This is a genomic window from Halonotius aquaticus (assembly GCF_003605575.1).
Classification (GTDB): domain Archaea; phylum Halobacteriota; class Halobacteria; order Halobacteriales; family Haloferacaceae; genus Halonotius; species Halonotius aquaticus.
In genome coordinates this window covers 114,569-137,488 of sequence record NZ_QKNY01000013.1, presented here as the reverse complement: position 1 = coordinate 137,488, position 22,920 = coordinate 114,569, and the positions used below count along the sequence as shown (strand labels likewise).

At 62.1% G+C, this 22,920-nt stretch carries 18 protein-coding genes and 1 tRNA gene; 9 read left to right on the top strand and 10 right to left on the bottom strand.

Translation table 11 applies throughout. The features are described 5' to 3' along the window. Positions 1–34 precede the first annotated feature (34 nt). The 3 genes from DM826_RS08915 to DM826_RS08905 are packed head-to-tail and all read left to right on the top strand — an operon-like array spanning position 35 to position 4,221. Complete coding sequence (locus tag DM826_RS08915) at positions 35–556, top strand: DUF1850 domain-containing protein (protein WP_394338546.1); 522 nt, start codon at positions 35–37, stop codon at positions 554–556. Then, entirely contained in the window at positions 553–3,270 is a 2,718-nt protein-coding gene (locus tag DM826_RS08910) for a TRAP transporter permease (RefSeq protein ID WP_120103044.1), read from the top strand. Before DM826_RS08915 ends, DM826_RS08910 begins: the two co-directional genes overlap by 4 nt. A gap of 45 nt (positions 3,271–3,315) precedes the next feature. Beyond that, a complete protein-coding gene (locus DM826_RS08905; protein ID WP_165853289.1) occupies positions 3,316–4,221 on the top strand; it encodes a DUF4392 domain-containing protein in 906 nt (301 codons plus the stop codon). On the opposite strand, the gene DM826_RS08900 is transcribed toward DM826_RS08905, so the two are convergent. The 4 genes from DM826_RS08900 to DM826_RS08885 form a co-directional block, all read right to left on the bottom strand. After that, positions 4,216–4,289 (bottom strand) — tRNA-Thr (locus tag DM826_RS08900). The genes DM826_RS08905 and DM826_RS08900 overlap by 6 nt on opposite strands. Positions 4,290–4,300: 11 nt before the next feature. Then, positions 4,301–4,798 (bottom strand): GNAT family N-acetyltransferase, encoded by a 498-nt coding sequence (locus tag DM826_RS08895; RefSeq protein WP_233735745.1) that lies wholly within the window; start codon positions 4,796–4,798, stop codon positions 4,301–4,303. An 84-nt stretch (positions 4,799–4,882) separates the two neighbouring features. Then, positions 4,883–5,197, bottom strand: a complete 315-nt coding sequence (locus DM826_RS08890) for a DUF5785 family protein (protein WP_120103041.1) — start codon at positions 5,195–5,197, stop codon at positions 4,883–4,885. A 54-nt stretch (positions 5,198–5,251) separates the two neighbouring features. After that, the gene (locus tag DM826_RS08885; protein ID WP_120103040.1) at positions 5,252–7,741 is read right to left on the bottom strand and encodes an efflux RND transporter permease subunit; all 2,490 of its coding nucleotides are present in this window, start codon (positions 7,739–7,741) and stop codon (positions 5,252–5,254) included. A 163-nt stretch (positions 7,742–7,904) separates the two neighbouring features. Between DM826_RS08885 and priS the strand changes: the two genes are divergently transcribed. Together priS and DM826_RS08875 are read left to right on the top strand one after the other, a co-directional pair. Beyond that, positions 7,905–9,065, top strand: coding sequence for a DNA primase small subunit PriS (gene priS / locus DM826_RS08880; RefSeq protein ID WP_120103039.1), 1,161 nt, complete (start codon positions 7,905–7,907; stop codon positions 9,063–9,065). Beyond that, a complete protein-coding gene (locus DM826_RS08875) occupies positions 9,062–10,369 on the top strand; it encodes a DNA replication complex subunit Gins51 (RefSeq protein WP_120103038.1) in 1,308 nt (435 codons plus the stop codon). Before priS ends, DM826_RS08875 begins: the two co-directional genes overlap by 4 nt. Before the next feature lie 113 nt (positions 10,370–10,482). Here the strand turns inward: DM826_RS08875 and idsA3 are convergent, their stop codons facing one another. The 3 genes from idsA3 to DM826_RS08860 all read right to left on the bottom strand — a co-directional run bounded on the left by idsA3 (position 10,483) and on the right by DM826_RS08860 (position 13,141). Further along, positions 10,483–11,529 (bottom strand): geranylfarnesyl diphosphate synthase, encoded by a 1,047-nt coding sequence (idsA3, locus tag DM826_RS08870; RefSeq protein WP_120103037.1) that lies wholly within the window; start codon positions 11,527–11,529, stop codon positions 10,483–10,485. A gap of 291 nt (positions 11,530–11,820) precedes the next feature. After that, a complete protein-coding gene (locus tag DM826_RS08865) occupies positions 11,821–12,018 on the bottom strand; it encodes a DUF1918 domain-containing protein (RefSeq protein ID WP_120103036.1) in 198 nt (65 codons plus the stop codon). Positions 12,019–12,061: 43 nt separating this feature from the next. Beyond that, positions 12,062–13,141: a phytoene/squalene synthase family protein gene (locus DM826_RS08860; RefSeq protein WP_120103035.1), complete on the bottom strand. Its 1,080-nt coding sequence runs from the start codon at positions 13,139–13,141 to the stop codon at positions 12,062–12,064. A 141-nt stretch (positions 13,142–13,282) separates the two neighbouring features. Between DM826_RS08860 and DM826_RS08855 the strand changes: the two genes are divergently transcribed. The 4 genes from DM826_RS08855 to DM826_RS08840 are packed head-to-tail and all read left to right on the top strand — an operon-like array spanning position 13,283 to position 17,331. Then, positions 13,283–14,383 carry a branched-chain amino acid ABC transporter permease gene (locus DM826_RS08855; protein ID WP_120103034.1) on the top strand — a complete coding sequence of 367 codons (1,101 nt, stop codon included), beginning with the start codon at positions 13,283–13,285 and terminating at the stop codon, positions 14,381–14,383. Beyond that, positions 14,380–15,753 (top strand): branched-chain amino acid ABC transporter permease, encoded by a 1,374-nt coding sequence (locus tag DM826_RS08850; protein ID WP_165853288.1) that lies wholly within the window; start codon positions 14,380–14,382, stop codon positions 15,751–15,753. Before DM826_RS08855 ends, DM826_RS08850 begins: the two co-directional genes overlap by 4 nt. After that, positions 15,728–16,588 carry an ABC transporter ATP-binding protein gene (locus DM826_RS08845; RefSeq protein WP_120103033.1) on the top strand — a complete coding sequence of 287 codons (861 nt, stop codon included), beginning with the start codon at positions 15,728–15,730 and terminating at the stop codon, positions 16,586–16,588. The genes DM826_RS08850 and DM826_RS08845 overlap by 26 nt, the downstream gene beginning before the upstream one ends. After that, positions 16,585–17,331, top strand: a complete 747-nt coding sequence (locus DM826_RS08840) for an ABC transporter ATP-binding protein (RefSeq protein WP_120103032.1) — start codon at positions 16,585–16,587, stop codon at positions 17,329–17,331. Before DM826_RS08845 ends, DM826_RS08840 begins: the two co-directional genes overlap by 4 nt. Before the next feature lie 28 nt (positions 17,332–17,359). Here the strand turns inward: DM826_RS08840 and DM826_RS08835 are convergent, their stop codons facing one another. The 3 genes from DM826_RS08835 to DM826_RS08825 form a co-directional block, all read right to left on the bottom strand. Then, positions 17,360–18,586, bottom strand: coding sequence for an ABC transporter substrate-binding protein (locus DM826_RS08835; RefSeq protein ID WP_120103031.1), 1,227 nt, complete (start codon positions 18,584–18,586; stop codon positions 17,360–17,362). A gap of 160 nt (positions 18,587–18,746) precedes the next feature. After that, entirely contained in the window at positions 18,747–20,633 is a 1,887-nt protein-coding gene (locus DM826_RS08830; protein ID WP_120103030.1) for a cation:proton antiporter domain-containing protein, read from the bottom strand. A 123-nt stretch (positions 20,634–20,756) separates the two neighbouring features. Continuing rightward, positions 20,757–22,868, bottom strand: a complete 2,112-nt coding sequence (locus tag DM826_RS08825; RefSeq protein WP_120103029.1) for a thioredoxin domain-containing protein — start codon at positions 22,866–22,868, stop codon at positions 20,757–20,759. Positions 22,869–22,920: the final 52 nt, after the last annotated feature.

Sequence of the window (22,920 nt, the reverse complement as noted above, 5' to 3'; positions counted from 1 at the left end):
CGAAAGACGACGGAACCCATGTGACAACGCTAGAGTGGTTACCAAACGATTCACAGCACTGCGTCAGGGCGTTTCCGGGCGATGGTGGCTCCTCGCTGTCCTCGTAGCCGCGGTGCTCGGGGCCGGACTTGTCGGGACGCTGCCAGCCGAGCGTGTCCTGATCGTCGAGGATATCCACACCGGCGAGCAGTACCTCTCAGAGCCGGTCGACAACGAGAGCATCGTGGCCCTCGAATACACCCATAGCGTCGAGAAATCCCGCGTCTACGACCGGTATCACGTCGAGGGAACGACGCTGGTCAACACCCGCATGGAGTTCGAATCCTACGGCTGGGGGTTGCCCGCCCGTGTTAACGTCACGAACGTCAACGGGACGCTTGTGTACGCCCCCGAGGAACCGATCACAGAACTTGAGGAGTTGTTGGTGTCACCTGGCCGCGTCGCCAACCATACATTGATAATCGATGGCACACGACATGACCTCGTTGCCGTAAGCGACGCCCGGGACGTCCGTCTCCACATCGAACGACGATCTCTCATCGAGCGCATCCTATGAGCACATCCACACCCGCCGACGGCGGCGACGAATCGGAGCAGGAACTCTCACAAGCGGAGGCCGACGAGCTGATCGACGAGATCGAACGGCGGCGATCGTTACAAGGTATCGCCGCCGTTGCCGTCGCAGCCATCGGGATCCTGTTTTCGCTGTTCCAACTGTTCCTTGCTGCACGGAGTTTCACCTTCGTCGTCCCGCTGCCGTTCGTTGAAAACTTTCAGGTCTCCCTGCAGTTGCTACAGGCGAATGCCGTCCACGTCGCCTTCGCGCTCGTCATCACCTTCCTGCTGTTTCCATCAAGCACCGGCGATGGGATCGTCGTCCGCAACCTCGGCCGGATTGTCCCCGCACTATCCGACGCTGTCGGCGAACAGAATCCACTCACGCGGGCGGCAGCCGCCCTGCGGCGTGGCTTCCGGTGGGCCTTCGTCGACCCCGAGATGGAACGGGTCACCGCCTTCGACATTGCCTGTATTATCGGGGCAGTGTTGTCAGCGTTTTACTTCCTGACGGAGTTTGCCGAGATCCAGAATATGCGGGTCTTCGGGATCGACTCCGGGCGGCCGGTGACGGCGATCTACACGTTCCTCCAGCCGCTTTTCGGCGGTGTTCCCTTTGTCAGCGAATACTCCTATGCGATGGCCCTCGGCGTGATCGGTATCCTGCTCGTCTTGGAGGCGACCCGGCGAACACTCGGCCTGCCGCTCATGTTGATCGTGGCGAGTTTTATCGTCTACGCGCGGTGGGGCTACCTCATCAGCGGCAACACGCCGTTCCTTGGCCTGCTGGCGATCCCGGAGCTAACGTGGCCAGATATCATTCAAAATCTGTGGTATAACACTGAAAACGGCGTCTTCGGAATCCCGGTGACCGTCTCGGTGAGCTTTATCTACATCTTCATTCTCTTTGGCTCGTTCCTCGAAATGAGCGGTGCGGGTCAGTGGTTCATTGATCTTGCCTACGCTGCGACCGGCCAACGCAAAGGTGGCCCGGCGAAGGCGAGTATTCTTGCCAGTGGCTTCATGGGGACAATCTCGGGGTCATCGATCGCCAACACCGTGACGACCGGCGCGTTCACGATCCCCTTGATGAAGCGATCAGGATACTCCCCGGAGTTCTCCGGGGCTGTTGAGGCCTCAGCCTCCTCGGGTGGGCAGATCCTCCCGCCGGTGATGGGCGCGGCCGCGTTCCTGATGGTGCAGTACACCGCAACACCGTTTGCGGATATCATCATCCTCGCGACGATCCCAGCGATCGTTTTCTTCTTCGGCGTCTGGGTGATGGTTCACCTCAAAGCTGTTCAGGAGGGCATCGGCGGGCTTGAAGAAGAGACTGTGTCGATGGGCGAACACCTCAAACGAGGCTGGTTTTACCTCGTGCCGATCGGCCTGCTGTTGTACTACCTTATCATCGAACGGCTGTCGGTCTCTCGGTCAGCGTGGTTCACATTGGTTGCGCTCGTCGCGTTGGTCGCCCTCGTCTCAGCGTACAGCAAAGAGACACGTGGGCGACTCCTCGGCGTCCTCATCGCTGTCGTCGCCGCTGAGTTGGCGAGTTTCACGCTCGCCGGTGTGCCGGTTACCGGACTACTCGGAGGGGCCACCGCGGGCATTCCACTCGGTGAGGCCGCAGGGATTGTCGGCTCGCGGCTCGGTTGGTATATGATGATCGCGGGGGCGATCACACTGATCTCGAAGCCGGATCTCGATGCGTCGCTGCTCAATCTTAATCCGAAGGTCACCGAAACGACGACGATGCTCTCGGAGAAGACCGGGCGTGATCTCGACACCCAGCCGGCCCGCCTCGGTGCGTTCATCGTCAAATCAATGGACGAGGGAGCCCGCACCGCGGTGCCGGTCGTCATCGCAGTCGCCGCCGCCGGCATCATCCCCGGTGTCATCAGCGTCTCCGGGCTCGGGCCGAACCTCACCTCCCTGTTGCTCGCGCTGTCGGGTGGCTCCATCGTCGTCATGCTGCTCGTGACTGCTGTCGCCAGCATCATCCTCGGGATGGGGATGCCGACAACCGTGACCTACATCATCCTCATCTCGATGTTGGCGAGTCCGCTCGTCGAGTTCGGGATTCCACTGTTGGCGGCCCACCTCTTCATCCTGTACTTTGGCGTGATCGCCGACATCACGCCGCCGGTGGCGGTGGCGGCCTACGCGGCCAGCGGCGTCGCCAAATCCGATCCCTTCGAGACCGGCGTCAAGGCGTTCTCGCTGTCGTTGAACAAGGCGGTTGTCCCCTTCGCGTTCGTGCTCGCCCCGGGGATCGTCCTGCTGCGAAAGAAAGCCAACGCCGCCGAGTTGCCGATCCGCGATCAGTACCGCGTTGTCGGCCTCAACGATCTGGCCGAGCTGTCCTACTCGGTGCCGGAGATCCTAGTACCCGTAATCGGCGTCTTCCTGGGAGTGATCGCCCTCGGGGCAACCGTGATCGGGACGCTCTACACCCGCGTTGATGCGGCCGCCCGGACTGGGTTCGCGCTCAGTTCGCTGCTGTTGATGGCCCCACGGCTCATCTCCGAGAGTGTCTTCGATCTGCTGGGGCTGGTCGGGGTGAGCATCTCGGTGAATGCGTTGCTGTTGGATCTGACACTCCGCACGGTCGGCTTTGGGATCTTCGCCGCCCTCGTCGTGCGGAACCGGCGGAAACGCGACGACGAGCCAGACAGCGATGACAGCCTCGCTGCCGCCAGCGCGTCGAACTGACACCGACGCCGCTACGTTTAGCACGCTGTGGCCCCGATGTCGACTATGTTTGCGGCACTCGATGACCTCCTTCGGTTTGACCCCGGCGAGCGTGGCATCGGAGCGTTACACGCTACCGCGACCTACGACACACCGCCGGTCGAAGCCGCCGCACGAACGCTCCAAGAGGTGGCAACTGCGGGCAACGCTGTGTTGCTGACGACGGGGTTCCCGATTCCACCGGATTGGCAGCCGGAAACTGACGGCCCGCCAGGGACGGTTGTGCTGGCGCGCGCGCTCCAGGCACTCGGTGCCCAGCCGGTGATCGTCGCCGAGCCACGGGTAGAGGCACCGATCGACGCAGCTGCTGAGGTGTGTGGGCTTGCGACCCTGCCGTTCGAGCCGATACCACCGGATGCAACGACGACAGCGACCAGCGAAGCACTCCTCGATCGCTACGAGCCGGGGGCTGTCATCGCTATCGAACGACCGGGGGAGACGGCCGACCGCACCTATCGAAGCATGACAGGAACCGACATCACAGCCCACGTCGCGCAGATGGATCCACTGTTTGCGCTGGCGCGTGAGCGAGAGATCCCAACGATCGCGGTCGGCGACGGCGGCAATGAGATCGGGATGGGTCGGATTCGGTCGACCGTCGAAGCTAAACTCGAGCACGGCGAGCAGATTGCCGCCACCACCGCCGTCGATCACCTTGTCGTCGCCGGCGTCTCAAACTGGGGTGCGTATGGGATCGTTGCCGCGCTTGAACACTTGACCGGCCAAGCGCGGCTGCACGATCCATCGACCGAACGGGAACTACTGGCAGCCTGTTGTGCCGCCGGCTGCGTCGATGGCCGTGCGGGCGTCGCAGAACCATGGGTTGACGGCCTATCGACGGCAATGCACGAACACGTTGTTGGGCTGTTTGGGGAACTCTCAGGCCACGAACGGACAGAAACGGAAAGCTAGGACAGGGATTTGAACCCCGGAAGTCTCGATTACAAGTCGAGTGCATGAACCGCCCATGCTCTCCTAGCGCAGTCGGTAGTTACGGGTCATCCTTTGAGTGTGTATCGTTTTCGATCCGTTTTCGCAGCTCGATCCGATGGGGATCGTAGCCACGACGATCATAAAATTCTCTGGCGGCCTCGTTTGCGGTCAACACCTCAAGTGAGACTGTCGCCACACTGCGATCGGCCAACGCCCGCTCGGCGGCCGCCAACAGTTGGGTTCCGATCCCTTCGTTTCGATCCGCTGGCCGAACATAGAGCGTCGTGATCGTCCCGGTCGGCTCGGTTTGGCTGTAGGTGCCGGCATCGACATGGAATATGACGAACCCCCGGACGCCGTCCTCGCGGGCGACATAGACACCATCGGTGACGACGTGGCGGGCGATCGTCTCGGTCGCCGACGTTCGGTTTGGCTCGGCCTGCAGTCGTGAACCATGCTGTTGTTGATCGGCCGCCAATGCGACCCAACAGTCAGCGATCGCATCGATGTCGTCGACTGTGGCGAGTTCGATAGTAACTGCGTCGTCAGTACTCACAGGACGCCTCCATGGGCTGATACGTGAAGGACAGTCAAGAGTGTTGGCCGTCATAGCTCAGCCAGCGGAGCGGGGAGCGATCGCTCACCGCGTGCGGGTGAACTGATCGGCGCCTTCGTAAAACCAGAGATCGTTGTCCCGCATCGCGGTGCCGACCTTCTTGTGCATCGTCATAATGTCGTCAAACTCCGTTGCCTCGACGTGCTCGAAGATGTCCCGGAGCGGCACGACAGTCTCGTGGTCGATCCGGATGGGATCGTCACCGTACTCGGAGACGAACGACTCGACATCGAGTGGGAAATCGTCCTCCTCGTCGACCTTCTTTGCGATCACGGCGTGGCCGTAAACGCGGCGGCCTTCGCTACCCTGCTCGCCGTCGGGATCGTGTGGCCAGTCCATGTCGTGAAATGGCAAGCAGGGGAAGTTAGTCTTACGCTCCGGCGGCCGCGACGGTCAGTCAGTCGTTGTCGACTCAGCGGTGTCGGTGCCGGTGATCGCCTCGATCACCGGGAGCCGAACCCCCTCACTTTCGGTAAGTCGGGCCCAGACGACGATCGTCGACGGCAACACGAGAATCGACGACAGGAACGCATACAGCACGCTCAGCGAGATCAGGATGCCGAACGCGCCGAGAGCAGGGTTGAGCGCGAGCACCAACACACCGATCCCGAAGACGGTGGTGAGCATACTCCCGGTGAGCGCGCCGCCAGTACCGACAACCGTCCGTTGGAGGGCGGGATACAGTGGTTGCTCGTGGTACTCGTCGGCAAACCGGTGGACGACGTGTACCGCGTAGTCGATGCCGATCCCGACGGCGATCGCCAGAATCGTCCCGTTGATTGCGTTGAACGCCAGCCCAACGGCCCGCATCGAGGCGACAAGCGCGACGACGGTGACGAAGATCGGGACGATATTCACCAGCCCCAGCGATGGCCGCCCCTCGATCACCCAGTATGCGAACACGAGAAAGCCAGATGCACCCACGAGCGTGAGGATGAGGCTCTGGATGACTGACTCAAGCACCAGCGAGAGGGCCTCATCAAAGATGATGACGCTGCCGGTCGGCTGGGCGGTCGTCCGGAACCGATCGGCGACTGCGTACGCGTCATCGGTGACCACGTCGTCTTCGGCGTCGCCGTCAACGGTGTAGATCACCTGCGCGCTCCGGCGATCCTCGCCGAGGAAGCCGCTGAGATCGCTGTCGTCGGTTGATAGGGCGTCGTAGATCTGCGGCAGATTGTCGTCAGGGATACCGTTGTCGTTGCGGTCGTTCCGATTGACGAGTGCGCGGAACTCAGGGTCACGCTCGGCGCGATCCTCGATAACCGTGATAATGCTTCGAGCTTCGGCCTGCCGGCGCTCCTCGCGAAACGTCTCCGGTGGCGACTGACTGGCACGATAGATCTCCTCAAGCGCGGAATCCCGCGTCATCGGCCCCTCAACGTACATCAGCACCTGACTATCCTGCTGGTAGTTGCGGTCGAGATAGTTGTTGATGCGGACGTACTCAAACTCCTCGGGCGGCCGAATCGATTCGGGGAGATACTGGAGGTACTCGGGGGTTTCCTCGGCGGGCTGGAAATCATCCGGGCTAAAGCCCGTATCGACGCCGGTCGCATACACGCCACCAGCCGCGGTCGCAACCAGAATCAACAGCAGAAAGACCAGTGGCCCGCGTTTTGAGACGATGACACCGACCGACAACAGCCGGCCGAGCAGTGATCGCTCGGAGCCAAGCGGCGTGGTGGCAAACGTCGGGATCGGATACCGCTGGCGGGCGCGGTCGACGGTCACCTTCAGTGCGGGAACAAACACGCCGAAAATGAGGAAGGTGAAGATGATCCCAACGGCAGCGACGATTCCGAAATCCTGTGTCGGGGGAAACGCGCTGACGACGTTTGAGAGAAAGCCGATCGCGGAGGTGCCGACGACGATGGCAAAGGCGACCGACATCTGATCGGTCGTTCGCATCATCGATTCCGAGATGCCAAGTCCGGTCACCCGCTCCTCACGGTAGCGGTTGATCGAGTGAATCCCGAAATCGATGCCGATCGCGATGAGGATCGGCGGCACCGCGATCAACAGGACAGCAAAGGGGATGCCGACATAGCCGATAAAACCGAACGTCCACAGCAGCGTCATGATGATCGCCAACAGCCCGATACCGATATCAACCGGATCGCGGTAGGCGACCGCCAGAAACACGATAATCAACAGTAGTGCAGCCGGCAACACGACGCTCGTGGTCGTCCCAGTCGTATCCGGGGGTGTACCCTGTACCCAGATATTCGAGGCGTCGTCAGTCACGACGCTTTTGATACGATCGACTTTGTTCGGGGGGTACTCCGAGCCGCCACCGGGGCCGCCGCCGGAACCCTCACCGGGGCCAGCGAGGTGACTGACGCTCCCTCGACTCGACGTTGCCGACGCCGACTGGCGGTTGAAATCGTCGCTCAGACTGGAGGTAAAGCCAGCATCGTCGGCAGCGGCTTCCCGAACAGCCGCATCGATCTGTGTCGGCGTCGCACGTTCGACCGCCCGCAGGTGTGCCGCAGGCGTCGTCGCATTCGGGTTCAGCGTCTCGGCGACGGTCACGGCCGGTGTCGACACTGATTCAACCCGAAGTGAGTTGGTGTTGATAATTCGTTCTCGCGTCGCCAACATGTCCGTCAGCGCGCCCTTCGAGAGGACGTTTGTCGACGCTTGGACGAGCGTCGTACTCGTTGTCACCTCGCTGAACGACGCGCTGAAATCCTCGTTGATATCCTCGACCGCCTGGAAGGAGGGCAGATCCTCGATGAACTGCTCTTGGCCGCTTTCGGTCGTAATCGACCCAAGCCCACCGACAAACAGCACGGTCACCAGCAGAAACGCAAGGATGACCGTCTTTGATCGGTTGACGATAATCGAATCAACCCGATCGATCAGCCACTGGTACTCCATCTAAATCTGTTTACTGTTTCTTCCGGCGGCGACCGGATAAGCATGTCTCCTCGCGTGTTCGTTGTCGGCGAGCGACACATAACACCCACGCCCCTGTTTCAGCCCGCGAAACAACCCGGAAACGACAACGTCTATGAGGCGGCCCTGACTACCGCCGGACAGCATGGACGAACGCACACGGGAGTATCTCCGCGGCCGGTTTGCCGACTACTACCGGGCGGCGGAGACACCGCTGCCGCCGGCGGCCAACGAACGCGAGTGGGGGCATATCCCGTGGACACCGGGGTCGGGAACGACGATGGTACGCCACCAGTCACAGTTGGATCTCGGCGACATCGGCGAGTTTCTGACCCGCACCGCACCGCGACACGTCTACTTCTCGGCGGCGCGCTACGACGATCCGGGGGCGAGCACGATGGGCGCAAAGGGGTGGCGCGGCGCGGATCTCATCTTCGACCTCGACGCCGATCACCTCCCACGCGTCGACCCGGCCGAAACGAGCTACAAGGAGATGCTGGCGGCCTGCAAGGACGCCCTCCAACGACTGCTCTCCTTTCTCGAAGCCGACTTTGGATTCACCGGTCTTCGGATCGTCTTCTCGGGTGGTCGCGGCTATCACGTCCATGTGCGTACCGACTCGATCCAGTCGCTGGATAGCGACGCACGCGGAGAGATTGTCGACTACGTTCGCGGGCGCGACCTCGACACCGATGGGCTCATCCGCGTCGCCTCGACGGGCGGCGCGACACAGCGGTTGCTCCGCACCGAAGGTGGGTGGGGGCGGCGCGTCCACGACGAACTGCGATCGTTGACAACGGAGCTCCGGGAACTCCCAGAGACCGACGCCCTCGACCGACTCACCAGCTTTGACGGGATCGGCGAGGGACGGGCAGAGACGATCCTCGGCGCGCTGGCGGCCAACCCACAGGCGATCGAGCGCGGCAACATGGAGGCCGGCGGACCGGGGATTCGGCTGTTAGCCGACGCCTTGGCCGACCGCGTCGTCGACGAACACGCCGCACCGATCGACGAGCCGGTGACGACCGATACCCACCGCCTGATCCGACTGCCGGGGTCGCTGCACGGCGGCAGCGGGCTGGTCGTCACGCCGATCGACCGCGAGAATCTCGACAGCTTCGAGCCGTTGGTCGATGCGGTACCCGAGCGGTTCACCACCCAAGACATTGCGATCGAGGTCGAGGAACCCACGGAAGTGGCCCTCGGTGGCGACACGATTAAGTTGAACCCCGGTGTGCATTCAGTACCGGAATCAATCGCCGTCTTCCTGATGACGCGCGGCGACGCAGCCAAGGCCCCAGCATGAATCTCGACGAACTCCGCTCCGTACAGTCCAAAGAACGGCGGAAAGACAGCCTCCAACAGCTGCGGGACTCGTTTTATCAGGATGTCGCAGCCTACATTCAGGATCTGCGCGCCGAGCGCGACCGCCGCGCCGAACAGGTCGACAACCCCTTCAGCGATGATGAGGTACGGCAGCTCTCGGATAAACTCGATACCGCCGAAGAGGTCGCCGAAGCCCTCTATGAGCGACGCGTCGGCAAGGTCGTCAAGCTCGCCTCGTTTGCGGCCGCCGATATGTCCGCCAGCGAGGAGGGGATGACGATCGAAGAACAGGAACTGTTCGACGACCTCGTCGACCGAATCAAACGGAACAAGGCGTCCGTTCTCGATGTGCTGGCCGGCGAACAAACCACTGAGACGAAAGCGACCGACACCACCGACTCGCCGGTATCCACACCGACCGAGTCGATACCACCAACGGAATCACCGGCGACAGCAACCGATGACCCGACCACGATCGGCGGCGCAGACCCCCACGATGGGGGGTCGCCACCGACGCCACCGGAAGCCGACGCCGAGGCCGACGATGTCTTGGCCAACGCGATGGGCGGGGCGGCCGAAGCTGAGTCGGGAGAAACAGAGCAACCACCGGCCGGAGAGCCTGCCAGCGACACCGAGTACGAGGGTGGCAGCGATGCCGCTCTCGGCGACACAACGCCGACCGACACCACCGATGGCGACGACGGTGTCCCGACGCCTGACGGCGGGAGCACAGTGGGGTCTGCACAGTCCAGCGACACACCACCGACACAGCCAACGCCCTCGTCGCCGGGCAACTCTGAATCGGGTGCGTCGCCATCGCAAGCACCGCAGCCCGAGTCAACCGAGCCGACGACCGGATCGACGGCACCACCCGAATCAGACACGACAACCGGCACGGGGATGGCGACCCCAGACGGCGAGTCGGCAGCGACCGAGGCGGCGGTACCCGAATCACCGTCGACCGAATCGGCTCCGACTGAATCGAATCCAACGGGAACGACAGCCACAGCCGCAATGGCAGAACCGGAACCCGCGACTAAGTCGACGGCCAATGAATCAGCGACCCAGCAATCGACCCAACAGGAACCCGACGCGACGACCGAACCGGTCGCTGCAGCCGCCGATACAACGCCGCGGACAGTGGTGCGGATCACCGACGATGTCGGGACGATCTTCGGGGTCGACGAACGCGAATACACGCTGCAAGCGGAGGATGTCGTAACGCTGCCCACCACCAACGCCGAGGTACTGCTCCAACAGGACGCCGCGACGAAACTTGAGTAACGCTGACACAGTAGTACTGCCACCGTTCTCAGCCAACGCAGGAGGAGCAACGTCGTCAATTACTGACTCGGTAGGCCGGGTCGAATTCCCTCGTACGCAGCACAAACAGCGTCTCAGTAGCCGCGGTCGATCAGATAGTCGGCGATATCTTCTAACAGCCCACGGGCGTCGTTGTCGGGAAGTACCGAGAGCCGATTCTTGCTGCGCTCAGTGAGCTCGGTGGCTTTCTCGCGGGCGTGATCGATGCTGCCAGCGGCCTCAAGCTCGGCGACCGCCTCATCGATCTCAGCCTCGGTGACTGCGTCGACGCTGTCGGTATCGAGGAGATTGTCGACATCGACGCCCTGCTGGCGGGCATGCAACGTGATCAGCGTCTCTTTGTCCTCGACGAGATCCGAGCCGCGCTGTTTGCCCAGCTTCTCGCTTGGCACGGTGAGATCCAACACGTCGTCTTGGATCTGGAAGGCCTGTCCGGACTCGATTCCGTACTGGTACATCGCCTCAACCACCTCATCGTCGGCGCCCAGAAGCTCGGCCGGAACAGCTGCGGAGGCCCCATAGAGGACGGCCGTTTTGTGTTCGACCATCTCCAGATACTCCTCCGGCAGCAGGTCGTTTCGGGTTTCGAAGGCGATATCGAGGGCCTGACCCTCACAGATCTTCGTACAGGTCGAGGAGAGCAACCGCATCGCTGCCAACGCGTTAGCCGGGTCGCCGCCGGTGTCGGCCATGATCTCGAAGGCCGAGGAGTACAGCGTGTCGCCGGCAAGGATCGCCGTCGAGGTATCGTACTCGTTGTGCACCGCGGGCACGCCCCGCCGGAGGTCGTCGTCATCCATGATATCGTCGTGGATCAGCGTAAACGACTGGATGACCTCCAGCGACACCGCTGCCCGCATCAGATCGATCTCAGCACCGGCCAGCGTCGGAAATGCTCGATAGTCTCGGCTGGCTGGCTCGACATCGGCAAGGGCTTCACCGGCCAACAGCGTGACCGTCGGTCGAAGTCGCTTTCCGCCGGCTTTCAGGAGGTATCGGGAGGCCTCATACAGCCGTTCCGGCGTTTTCAGCGGGAGTTCCTCGTCGATGGCCTGGTTGATGCGGCTGCGCCGCTCGTCGATCGCCGCCAATACCCGTGATTCAGTCGTGTTTGAGGTCATTAGGTCACCAGTTAGATTCGTTCCCAGTGGCACTGCAGTGGCGCGCTCGGCCGCGTTCGGAACACCCCCGCTGATCAACGGGCTCTGCACAGACAGATGTCATCCACCGAGTGATCGTCTCGTGCCCGTCAATTGAGAGGACTTGGTTATCCATAGTTATACCGCGTGGGCTAACCCGACGGCCGGACGCACCGTGTCGCCGCGGCCAACATTGTGCCGAACGACCGAGCCAGCGTTGCCGGTTCGGTGGTATCGATCTGTTGTGCGTGTGGTACTAAAAACTCCGTGGCTTCAGGCGTCGTCAGCCTCAGCGTCGGCGGCCGCCAGATCATCCTCGGGGACACCCGTTTCCTGGCCGTCCTCGAAGCTGATCGTGTAGGTTGCATCGCCAAACATGTTCTCGATGACCTGGGTGATCGTCCCCGTCTCGCCGTCGTAGTCGCTGTGTTTGTCGTCCAGCACCACGGTATCGTCTTTCTCGAAACTCATACCTGACGTTCCGGGAGCATCGACAAAAGCGCGTGGATTTGGACTAGTCGGCGTTGGAGACCGCGGTATGGTACGGCTGGGCAGCGATCAGCTCGCGAAGCTCACGTAGGGAGTCGCCACCCTCGCCGTGCATCGCGGTCATCACCGCGCCGACCTCCTGTCTGGAGATCTTCACACCGCGGTCAGTGAGGGCATCCTCCGGGCGGCTTCGAAGCTCACGAAGCGTCCCAACCGCAAGCAGGAATGGCACACCCCACGCCGCCATGGTGTTACCGTGTCGCAGCGGCATCGCCTGCAGGTAGCGTTCGGCATCATCAAGGAACGACCGGGCGTGGCTGACGGTGCGGCTGACGACGGTCGCCGCCTCTTCGCGGTTGTCAGGGTCGACGACGGCATCCTGGTCGACGCCTTCCTCGGCGAGCCATTCGGCCGGCAGATAGACGTTGTTCTCCTCGGTGTAATCGTCGTAGACATCCTTCGAGATATTGACCAACTGCAACAGCAGGCCGAAGTCGACGGCCGTGTCGTACAGTTGCTGGCGGCGGTCGGCGGCGATCTCACCGCGGGTCAACAGGTTCGTGATGAGCGTCCCGACGGTGCCGGCGGCGTAGTAGCAGTACTCTTCGAGTTCCTCGCCGTCGTCGATCCGGAGCCCACCGCTGTCGGCATGTCGCTCGACGAACATCGCCATCCCGTCGATCAATTCGCGTACCGGCGGGATGATCGCCTCTTGAACATCATCGGGGAGTTCCTCGAAGGCGGCGGCGATGCGAGGTGCTTCGTCAACGACAATCCAGTCATCTGACTGCTCCTCGCGGGGCGGCAGCCACTCATCGACGGCCGAGCGGAACGTGTCGATATCGGTGTCGGTCTCGGGGTCGATCGCCGCATCGTAGGTGCGGAGGAGGTCGGCCTGTGGGCCAGGTGGAATGTGGTTTGCGTCCTCGATCGTGTCGGCGACACGACAGAAGAGATACCCCAGGCAGATGTGTGTCGACATGGGCTCGTCCAACGCGTCGATCGTCAGCGCGAACGTTCGGGAGACCCCTTGTACCGCCTCGTGGCACCACGCGAGGTCGGCTTCGGGATCGACGCCGGGAGGACGGGATTCGTGATCCGTCATTCAAGTATCCATCCGTAGGGTGCGGGGCATAAAAAGTCTCTTGGGGTCGACCGGCCGGAGCACCACCGCAGCAAGTTGACGGTCACCGTACAGATGGTGGGAAGATTCTTTTATCAGCACTCCTGTTCTCCGTGCGAACGAATGGAGCTATACGCACGCGGTCAACAACTACTGCGCGACCAACCCGGGCTCGTGGTCGTAGCGGTCGCCGCCATGCTGTTGGTCGGTGACCTCTTCGGGAAACTGCTCGGCGGCGGCCTCACCGCCGCGCGGTTCGGCGGCTTTGTCTGGGACGGGTTGGTGATCGGGCTACTCATCGGGCTGGCTGGGATCGGCCTCTCATTGACCTACAGCATCCTTGGATTTGCGAACTTCGCCCACGGCGATTACATCTCCTGGGGGGCGTTCTCAGGGTGGGCAGTCGCCTATCTCTTGGCTGGCATTGATCGGTATGCGGCCGGCGGGTTGCTGCTTATCGGCGCCGGCGACGGCCCCGCACCCGGTGACGTTGGCGTCAGCATCACAAACACACCGGGGAGCATTCTCGCCGGGCTCGTCGTCGCCGTCGGCTTCACGATCGGCGTGTCGCTGTTGGTCGATCGGCTGGTCTACCGGCCGATCCGCGAGGCCGACGGGATCACACTACTCATTGCGAGTATCGGGGTTGCCTTCGTACTCCGGTATCTCATCGTCTTTTTCTTCTATAGTGGTCGACAGGGCGTCACCGACATCAGCCGGGTTCCGTCCTACGACATCGGCGGCGTCGTCATCAACGCCCACGAACTCACAATCGTCGCTATCGCTCTCGCGCTGATGGTCGGCGTCCATCTCCTCTTACAACGAAGCAAGCTCGGCAAGGCGATGCGGGCGATGGCCGACAACCGCGATCTCGCACAGGTGACAGGGATTCCGGTCGAGGGCGTCATCCGAACAACGTGGATTCTCGGCGGCGGGCTGGCCGGCGCGGCTGGCTACCTCGTCGTCCTCACGCAGGGCACCATCGCCTACGATCTCGGCTGGTTGCTGCTGCTGTTGATCTTCGCCGCCGTCATTATGGGCGGTATCGGCTCGGTCTACGGCGCGATCGTCGGTGGCCTGGTCATCGGGCTGGCGAGCCGGCTCTCGCTGATCTGGCTGACCGGCGACCTCTCCAGTTTCGCCGAGCCCGTCGCCTTCGGGCTGATGATCTTCGTGCTGCTGTTCCGTCCGGAAGGGATCTTCGGCGGGGTGAGCACTGCATGAGCAGCGATCAGTTCCAGACCGGTCGGCTCACGCAGTTCCGCGAGTTGCTCGAACGCTCCGATGCCGCACTCGTCCTCACAGCGATGGCCGCGTTCTACCTGCTCTTTCTCGGCGTCGGCGCGATTCTCAACTACGATGTCGCGGGGCTCATCTCGATTCTCGGACAGGTCACCTTTTTCACCGCGGTCTACGCGCTGATCGTCCTCGCGTTGAACCTCCATTGGGGATACGCCGGGCTGTTCAATATCGGGATTGCGGGATTCATGGCCGTCGGCGTCTACACGATGGCGATGTTGACCGCGCCGCCGACAGGCTCGCCGCCCGGCCTCGGCCTCCCGATCGCGGTCGGCATCGTCGGCGGGATGCTGGCGGCCGCACTCGTTGGCCTCGTGACCGCGTTGCCGGCCCTCCGGCTGCGCGCCGACTACCTCGCCATTGTCACGGTCGCGATCTCGGAGATCATCCGACTGACGTACAACTCGCCGGCGTTTAGCACGTTCACGCTGCCCGGCGGCATCGCCCTCGGTACCGGCGGGGCCAGCGGCATCGGGAACTTCCCGAGCAACCCGGTTCGGGCGATCTATTACGTCGATCCGAGCAGTGCTGCGTCGGGGACAACGCCGATCGGGGCCGCTGTCTTTGGCTTCTTCGAGGCTGTGTTCGGCGTCGTTCGCAGTGCTGTCATCGTCGATCTCACCTATGGGCTGGTGCTTGCGGTCGTCGTGTTCCTCGTGTACACGCTGTTGGCTCGCGTCGGCAACTCGCCGTTCGGTCGCGTGCTCAAGGCGATCCGGGAAGACGAGGTCGTCGCCAAATCACTCGGCAAGGACACCAACCGCTTCAAGATCAAGACGTTCATGCTCGGCTGCGCGCTGATGGGGTTGGCCGGCGTGCTCTGGCAAGGGTTCGGCACCGGTGCGGTCTACCCACAAGCATTCCGCCCCGAACTCACCTTCTACATCTTCATTGCCGTCATCATCGGCGGTGCAGGCTCAAACACCGGCAGCGTCCTCGGTGGGGCGGTCTTCGCCAACCTCCTCTTTCTCCTGCCGCAGTACCTCCCCACCATGATCGAGCAGACCTTTTCGATCCAGGCTAACCCCAACAACTTCATCGCCGCGGTTGGCCCGATCGCGGCCGGCGAGATCGCCCCCCTGTTGGGCTACATCCTGAACCAACGGCTCCCTGCGCTCCGATTTGTCTTCGTCGGCGTCCTGTTGGTCTATCTGATGCAGAATCGCCCCGAGGGGCTGCTCGGCCATCGCACCGAGACGGCGGCCGCCGTCGATCTCAGCGAGGGCCACACACCAGGGGGCCAAACAGGGACAGATTTGACGGCTCCCGATGAAGGAGGTGTCGACAATGAGTAGCGAGTCAGCCGCCGACAGTATCGGTGAGGATCCGGCCGTCGACACCGCCGGAGACGGCGACGAAGACCCACCCCTCCGTGTCGAAAACCTCCGCAAGGAGTTCGGCGGCATCACCGCTGTCGATGGGGCGTCGTTTACGGTCGCCGACGAGTCCCTTACAGGGCTGATCGGGCCGAACGGCGCGGGAAAATCGACGACGTTCAACTGCATTACGGGAGTTCACGAGCCGACCGACGGCGCGGTCTACTTCAACGGCACGGATATCGCCGGGCTCGCGCCGAACGTCATCGCCAACCGCGGGCTCGTGCGAACCTTCCAGATCGCACGCGAATTAGCCGAGATGACTGTCCTCGAAAACCTGATGCTCGCTCCACAGCGACAACAGGGCGAGGCCCTCTATCGGTCGATACTCCCGCCGTTCAGAGACGGTGTGATCGAGGAGGAAACCGAGTTGCGCGAGGCGGTGTGGGAATCGCTTGAGTTCTTCGAGATCGACCACCTCGCTGAGGAGCAGGCCGGGAATCTCTCCGGCGGCCAACGGAAACTGCTGGAGTTGGCCCGCGCGCTGATGACCGACCCAGACATGCTCCTGTTAGATGAACCGTTCGCCGGCGTCAACCCGACGCTGGAAACGAAGCTGCTTGACCGCATCAATCAACTACGCGCCGAGGAGGGGCTGACCTTCCTGTTGGTCGAACACGACATGGACATCATCATGGAACACTGTGATCCCGTTATCGTGATGCATCAAGGGCACGTCTTGGCCGAGGGCCGCCCCGAGGAAATCCGGAATAATGAGCGTGTCGTCGATGCCTACTTTGGTGAGCAACAATGAGCGAGACGACTGCAACCACCGAGGTGACGACCTACGACGACAGCCTGCTGTGCGTTCGGTCACTGGACGCCGGCTACGGCGACCTCCAAATCCTCGAAGACGTTGATCTCGATGTCGCCGACGGCGAGTACGTCACCATCGTCGGCCCCAACGGCGCGGGGAAGTCGACAACGATGAAATCGGTCTTCGGGCTGACGACCTACATGGGCGGCCACATCGAGTTCAACGATGAACCGATCCACGGGCTCCGCCCCGAGGAGATCATTCACCACGGCATCGGCTACGTGCCGCAGTCGGACAACGTCTTCCCGTCGCTGTCGGTCAAGGAAAACCTCGAAATGGGCGCGTATGTGCTCGATACTGTGCCCGACGACGCCATGCAGGCCGTCTTCAACCGCTTCCCGATCTTAGAAGAGCGGCAGGGCCAGAAGGCGGGGACGATGTCGGGTGGCCAACAGCAGATGCTGGCGATGGGGCGAGCGTTGATGCTCGATCCCGACCTGCTGTTGCTCGATGAGCCGAGCGCCGGCCTCGCGCCCGATCTCGTCGACGACATGTTCGACCGGATCGACCGAATCAACGACGATGGGACGGCGATCCTTATGGTTGAACAAAACGCGAAGGAGGCGCTCAAACGCTGTGACCGCAGCTACGTCCTCGTCCAAGGGAACAATCGCTACGAGGAGGACGGCGACGCGTTGCTGAACGATCCGGAAGTCAGAAAACAGTTCCTCGGCGGCTAATTCGGCGGTAAATCTGCGACAGCGGCTGTCAGGCCGAGAACTCGATGGTGTCGGTGGCTTCGTAGCCGTCCTCGTTGAACGCAAAGACTTGGTAGGTCGCTGCCGTCAGATCGCCGTTCTCGTTGAAGTCGACCGGACTGGAGGCACCTTGATACTGGATCTCAGTGCCTTCAGCGGCCATCGCCAGCCCGTCGGCCAGCGTTGACGGCGTCACTTCCTCGCCGCCGGGGTTGGCGACGGCCTGCATCTGCTCGGCGATTGCCGGGCCGCTGTTTTCGCCGGCGGCGGCATTGGCGAGCAGACAGACGGCCGTTGCGTCGAATGCCTGTGAGGTGAAGACGCCGGGTTCGCTATTGTACTCATTTTGATACTCGGTGGTGAAAAAGTCCCGACCGGGGCCGGACGCACTTGGTGCGCTTCCCTGCACGTTGGTCATTGCGTTGCCGACATTGCTCGGCAGGTCGCCGTCCTGAAGCCCATCGGTGACGAGGAACGGCGTCGAGCCGTCGTACTCTGAGTAGTAGTCCCGGAACAGTTGGACGCCGCTTTCGGGATAGCCGACAACGACGACGGTATCCGGATCATCACTGAGGGCCTGACTCAGCTGTGAACTGTAGGAACTCGCCCCTGACGGGAACGACACCTCGTTTTGGACGGTGCCGTCGAATGCTGACACGAAGCTGTTGGAGAGTGCTTGTCCGTAGGCGTTGTTGACGTACATTGTCGCAGCCGTCTCTGCCCCCTCGTTTTCGGTTGCGACCTGCGCCAACACCTGCCCCTGCAGCGCGTCCGACGGCGGCGTTCGCCAAATAAGATTATTGTCGTCGAGATCGGTGATTGCTGGCGACGTTGAAGCCGGCGAGCAAGCCATAACGTTGTTCGGGATCAAGACGTTTTCGGCGACCTGGATCGTAACTTCCGACCCAGCCGCGCCGGTGACAGCCGGATAGCCGGCGTCGACGAGCGCGCTTGCGGCCGTCTGGCCGGCATTGGGATCGGTCTGGGTGTCTTCAACCTGGCTGTCGATGGTGAACTCCGTGTTCCCCTCAAGCAGGTTAAACGGGAGCGTCGCGCCGTCACGGATCGGCTGGCCGAGATTGCTGAGACCGCCAGATAGCGGCATCAACACACCCTGGCTCAGCGTCCGACCGCCGCCATCGCCACCGCCGCCGTTGCCGGCACAGCCAGCCAGCGCGATCGTTCCGCTTGCACCCAGTGCTTTCACGACATCTCGCCGCCGTATGTTGTGTGACATATTTAGCCACACGTACCTGACAGCTCATATTAAATCCCTGGGATAGCCGCGAAACGAGCCGACACAACCGGACTCTCGCTCGGAGAACCGCAAGCCCAGCGCAGTGACCGAATCAACACCGAGGCGACACTACCGCATATGTCTCGGGACGGGACTGTCCTCAGTCGTGTGGATGCAACTGATCGATCGCCTCGTGAACCGCCTCCGTCCGACCGAGGATCGTCAGGTGATCGCCGTACTCCAACTCAAGGCTGGCTTCTGGCACGGTATTTTCCTCGTCACGGCTGACGAGTGCGACGATACAGCCCTCGGGGAGCATCTCGTTGACGTCGCTGATGGTTTTGCCGGCCAGCGATTCGTCGGTCACCTCGACCTCCTGGACGTCGCCGCTGCGGCCGAGTTCGGTCATCCATCGTGACATCGCTGGCCGCTCGATGAGGTTGTCGATCCCCCACGCTGTCGAGGCCGACGCCGAGATGGTCTTGACACCAAGTTCCTCGAAGGCGTCGACGTTTTCGGGCTCGTTGACACGGGTGATCACCGTCTCGGTGTCAAACGTCGATTCTGCAAGCTGTGCCACAAGCAGGTTGGTATCATCGTCGCCGGTGGCCGCGACGATCGTTTTCGACCGGTCACCGCCGGCTTTTCGCAGCAACTCGACGTTTGTGCCATCACCCTCCCGAACACTGAAACCGTTGTTGCGGAGTTTTTCCGCCGCCGATTTTCGCTCCTCGATGATGACGACGTTCTCGCCGCGTTCCTCGAGTCGTTCAGCCAGTTCTGTGCCGACACGTCCGCCGCCGATGATGAGTACTCGCATTGGAATCACCTTGAACCATTCCGCAAGCTGCCGTGCAAACCCGCCTTCAAACACCACTGTGAGCAGAATTACCAGAAAGACCGTGCCCGCAAGGATGCTTGCACCCTCCGGGTTCGAAGGGGCTGCCGGCGTCCCGAGTTGGATCGCAAACAGCGTGGCGACGCTGGCGGGGATGATCCCGCGCGGACCGACAAAGCTCATAAACAGTTTCTCGCCACGGGTGAACCGATCGCCAGTCGTCGACAAAAACACCAACAGCGGTCGCAAGATGAGTGCGACCACCACGACAACGGCCAGCCCAGCGAGACCAAGATCAAGCAGAGTCTCAAACTCGATCAAGGCAGCAAGGGCGATAAACACGAACGAGAGCACGATAATCGTGATATCGCCTTTGAACTCCTCGATCTCGGCCTCATACGGCAATCCAACGTTTCCAAGGACGATCCCGGCGGTTGCCACCGCCGCAACCCCGGATTCGGTGACAATCGTATCCGCGGTACTGTAGGCCACAATCGCGCCGACAAGCGTCAGCAACCGGGCGTTCTGTGGCGTCCAGCCCATTGGCGTCCGCACACGGGTAAGGAGCAACCACAAAATCGCCGAGATAACGAGCCCGATGAACACGCCGACGCTCAATCGCTCGACGAAGTCAGTCAGATACGCCAGCGGTGTTGCCCCCTGTGCTGCGAGGAGTTTGAAGATCACGACCGCAAGGATCGCCGCCGTCACATCGTTGACGATGCCTTCGGTCTCAAGCGCGGCAGCGACGCGATCACGCACCGGGACGACCGCGAGGATCGGTGTGATGACTGTTGGCCCGGTGGCGATAAGCAAGGCCCCAATGAGCGCTGCGATTCCCCAGGTAGTATTGAGAAAGAACCGGACAGCAAGCGTCGTCCCGATAAATGAGAGCGCGGCCCCAAGTGTGATCAGCCGGAGGGCTGCGGAGGGCGATTCTCGCAGCTTCTCGATTTTGAGGTGGAATGAGCCCTCAAAGACGATGATCGCCACACTGAGCCCAACGATCGTTGTGAGCGCCCCGCCGAAGACATCCTGGGTGACAATTGAGAGCCCCTTCGGTCCGACAGCGACGCCAGAGAGGATCAAAAAGAGGACGCTGGGGACGCGAAACCGATCAGCCAGCACCTGCGAGGTGACACCTAAGCCGAGGATGGCCGCGACGATCAACAGCGTGTTCGTGCCAGCCTCACCAGCAAGCGGAATCATTGGCTCCCTCCCAACTGCCGAGCCCAACAAGTGGTGGCCATCTACGTGTGTGTTGCCCGCGTCGACGCATATAAATCGCTTCGTTGCTGTCGCAGGCAGTTAGGTAACAAACGGAGATCGTACTTACCGATTTGCGTCTAGCCACTCCAAAGCCGGCTCCAACGCCGTTTTTGGCGGCGAACAAGTAAACGACTCACAAGCGTAGACCGTTGGCTCACCGTCGATGGCCTCCCGGCCGGCCCAGACCGGCGGCGCGGTCTCTAAGCCCAGTTCATCAAGCCACGCTTGGAGCCCCGATTCCGTCGGCGGACGGTGTGCGAGCGTGACACCCGGCAGGTAGCGGTCGGCTAACGTATCCCGCCAGTCGCTCGGGAGGTCGTCGGCCGCAACGGTGAGTTCCGCGCCGCCGTTGGTGTAGCGGTCGGCCGCCAGCGTTAGCGAGACGTGTTGGAGTGGATTACCGGTGATACGGTTGCTGTGGGTTGCCAACACCTCACCAGCAATCTCTCGGTAGTCGGCGTCGGTGACAAAACCATCAAGCTCACAGAGTAGGTCGACGGTCGCGCCGAGGCTCGACGGTGTCGAGCTATCGGTGAGTTCCTGGGGTCGCGTCACCAGTTCTTCGCCGTCATCGGGGGTGAAGTAGATCGTTTTCGTCTCCGCATCCCAGAACGCCGAAACAATGGTATCGACGAGATCAAGCGCGACACTGAGGGGCTGGAGGTCGCCGGTCGCCTGATACAGGTCGAACGCGCCACGCGCGAGGAAGGCATAATCCTCCAGATACCCCTCGCCGGCGACATCGCCGTCGATGAACCGCCGTTGGAGCCGCCCCGTCTCGCTGTCGAGGAGGTGGTCGGTGACAAAGTCCAGCGCGTCGCGAGCCGGCTCGGCGTAGTCAGCGTCACGCATGCGTGCGGCATCCGCGTACGCTGAGATCATCATCCCGTTCCAGCCGGCCAAGATCTTCTCGTCGCGTGGTGGTCGGGTTCGTTCTTCACGAGCCTCGAACAGCGTGTCGCGTGCTGTCGCTACCGTGTCTTCGACCTCATCGGCCGACAGATCGTGTTCGTCGGCGAGTGCTTCGACCGTGGCTGAGACGTTCAGCACAGTCGTCCCGCGCTCGAAGTTGCCACCGTCGGTCACACCGTAGCGCTCACAGAACAGCGTCGCCGCCGGATCATCAAGATGCGCATGAACGTCTTCAGGCGTCCAGACGTAGAACGATCCCTCTTCGTCGCCACTGCGAGCGTCAAGTGTGCTGTAGAAGCCGCCATCGGGGTGAGTGAGTTCGCGGTCGACAAACGCCAGCGTCTCGTCGACAGTCTCGACGTATCCGTCGTCGTCGGTGAGTTGGTGGCCAGCGAGATACAGCGGTGGCAACCCGGCGTTGTCGTACAGCATCTTCTCGAAGTGCGGCACCGTCCACTCCCGGTCGGTCGCATAGCGGTGGAAGCCACCGCCGAGGTGGTCGTACATCCCGCCGTCTGCCATCGCATCGAGCGTCGTCGTCACCGCGGTCAGTGCGTCGCTGCTACCGCTGCGACCCGCTGCCCGCAGAAGCAGATTGATCCGCCCCGGCTGGGGGAACTTCGGGCCATCAGAGCCGAAGCCGCCGTACTCGTCGTCGACCGAACGGAGTGCGGTTCGAACCGCGCTGTCGAGGGTGTCGTCGCCGGGTACCTCGCTTGTGCTGTCGGCGTCGGGGGTGTCGTACTTGTCGCGGGCGGTGTCAGCCCACTGCTCGGCGCGGGTTTGCATCTCGCTTCGCTCCTCGGGATCGTTCCATGAGGCTGCGATCTTGTCGAGCAGATCGAGCAAGCCCGGCATCTGTCCCTGTGGTTCCTTCGGGAAGTAGGTGCCAATGTAGAAGGGGTTGCCCTCGGGGGTGAGCCACGCCGTCAGCGGCCAGCCGCCGCGGCCGGTGACGCGCTGACAGATCGACATATAGATGCTGTCAATATCCGGTCGCTCCTCGCGGTCGACCTTGATCGGAATGAAATGCTCGTTGAGCCGCTCGGCGACGGCGTCGTCTTCGAAGCTTTCCTCCTCCATGACATGACACCAGTGACACGCCGAGTAGCCGATCGACAGAAAGATCGGTTTGTTCTGATCTTTCGCTGCCTCCAAGGCGGTCGCATCCCACGGCTGCCAGTTGACGGGATTGTCCTCATGTTGGGTGAGATACGGACTACCCTCCTCGGCCAGTCGATTGCGACGCAGTGGATCGGTCATCAGTGTGGGTCGGCGCGGCGGATGGAAAAATGATCGGTGTCGGCGACGGCGA